This is a genomic window from Streptococcus sp. CSL10205-OR2 (assembly GCF_025660655.1).
Lineage (GTDB): Bacteria > Bacillota > Bacilli > Lactobacillales > Streptococcaceae > Streptococcus.
In genome coordinates this window covers 1-2,507 of the sequence record NZ_JAOTIN010000027.1, presented here as the reverse complement: position 1 = coordinate 2,507, position 2,507 = coordinate 1, and the positions used below count along the sequence as shown (strand labels likewise).

At 47.4% G+C, this 2,507-nt stretch carries 1 pseudogene; it reads right to left on the bottom strand.

What is annotated here, in order from left to right:
- A pseudogene (locus N7659_RS08070) lies at positions 1 to 2,507 on the bottom strand (hypothetical protein); the annotation flags it as partial.

The window sequence follows — 2,507 nt, the reverse complement described above, 5'->3', positions numbered from 1 at the left end:
CGAACTACCGTCTCTACCATCGCGGCCTGATTGACCTGTAGCTCCTTGTTCACCACGGTCTCCTTTGTCACCCTTATCTACAGTGACTTCTTTACCATCTGAGAAGGTGATAACAGTATTACCTGAACTGTCTTTTCTGACATTAGTGATGCTGACTGAGTTACCATCGTGGCCGTCACGACCTGCTTGTCCTGTTGCTCCTTGTTCACCGCGTTCGCCTTGTAAACCACGTTCACCTTGTAAGCCACGTTCACCTCGGTCTCCCTTATCACCCTTGTCTACAGTGACTTCTTTACCATCTGAGAAGGTGATAACAGTATTACCTGAACCGTCTTTTCTGATATTAGTAATGCTGACTGAACTACCATCTCTACCATCACGTCCGGCTTGACCTGTAGCTCCTTGTTCACCACGGTCGCCTCGTGGACCGCGTTCGCCTTGGTCTCCCTTATCACCCTTGTCTACAGTAACTTCTTTACCATCTGAGAAGGTGATAACAGTATTACCTGAACCATCTTTTCTAACATTAGTGATACTTACCGAACTACCGTCTCTACCATCGCGTCCGGCTTGACCTGTAGCTCCTTGTTCACCACGTTCACCTTGTAAGCCACGTTCACCTCGGTCTCCCTTATCACCTTTGTCTACTGTAACTGTTTTACCATCTGAGAAGGTGATAACAGTATTTCCTGAATCATCTTTTCTAACATTAGTGATACTTACCGAACTACCGTCTCTACCATCGCGGCCTGATTGACCTGTGGCTCCTTGTTCACCGCGTTCTCCTTGTAAACCACGTTCACCTTGTTGACCACGTTCACCTCGCTCTCCCTTATCACCCTTGTCTACAGTGACTTCTTTACCATCTGAGAAGGTGATAACAGTATTACCTGAACCATCTTTTCTAACATTAGTGATACTTACCGAACTACCGTCTCTACCATCGCGTCCGGCTTGACCTGAGACACCTTGTTCACCACGTTCACCTTGGTCTCCCTTATCACCCTTGTCTACAGTGACTTCTTTACCATCTGAGAAGGTGATAACAGTATTTCCTGAATCATCTTTTCTAACATTAGTGATACTTACCGAACTACCGTCTCTACCATCGCGGCCTGATTGACCTGTAGCTCCTTGTTCACCACGGTCTCCTTTGTCACCCTTATCTACAGTGACTTCTTTACCATCTGAGAAGGTGATAACAGTATTACCTGAACTGTCTTTTCTGACATTAGTGATGCTGACTGAGTTACCATCGTGGCCGTCACGACCTGCTTGTCCTGTTGCTCCTTGTTCACCGCGTTCGCCTTGGTCTCCCTTATCACCTTTGTCTACAGTGACTTCTTTGCCATCTGAGAAGGTGATAACGGTATTTCCTGAGCCATCTTTGGTGACATTTGTAATACTTACTGAGTTACCATCGTGGCCGTCACGACCTGCTTGTCCTGTAGCTCCTTGTTCACCACGTTCACCTTGTAAGCCACGTTCACCTCGGTCTCCCTTATCACCTTTGTCTACTGTAACTGTTTTACCATCTGAGAAGGTGATAACGGTATTTCCTGAGCCATCTTTGGTGACCTTTGTAATACTTACTGAGCTACCGTCTCGACCATCGCGGCCTGATTGACCTGTGGCTCCTTGTTCACCGCGTTCGCCTTGTAAACCACGTTCACCTTGTAAGCCACGTTCACCTCGCTCTCCCTTATCACCCTTGTCTACAGTGACTTCTTTGCCATCTGAGAAGGTGATAACGGTATTTCCTGAGCCATCTTTGGTGACATTTGTAATACTTACTGAGTTACCATCGCGGCCATCACGACCTGCTTGTCCTGTTGCTCCTTGTTCACCGCGTTCGCCTTGTAAGCCACGTTCGCCTCGGTCTCCCTTATCACCTTTGTCTACTGTAACTGTTTTACCATCTGAGAAGGTGATAACGGTATTTCCTGAGCCATCTTTGGTGACCTTTGTAATACTTACTGAGCTACCGTCTCGACCTGCTTGTCCTGTAGCTCCTTGTTCACCGCGTTCGCCTTGTAAACCACGATCACCTTGTAAGCCACGTTCGCCTCGGTTTCCCTTATCACCCTTGTCTACAGTGACTTCTTTGCCATCTGAGAAGGTGATAACGGTATTTCCTGAGCCATCTTTGGTGACATTTGTAATACTTACTGAGTTACCATCGCGTCCATCACGACCTGCTTGTCCTGTTGCTCCTCGTTCACCGCGTTCGCCTTGTAAGCCACGTTCGCCTTGGTCTCCTTTGTCACCTTTGTCTACAGTGACTTCTTTGCCATCTGAGAAGGTGATAACAGTATTACCTGAACCGTCTTTTCTGACATTAGTGATGCTGACTGAATTGCCGTCTCGTCCATCACGTCCGGCTTGACCTGTGGCACCTGTTGCTCCACGAGTCCCTTGTGGACCACGGATATTTCCATTTCTAGTCCAACGACTGTTACTCTTACTATAGGTATCACCTGTGCTTGTGTTGATATAGGTATCACCAT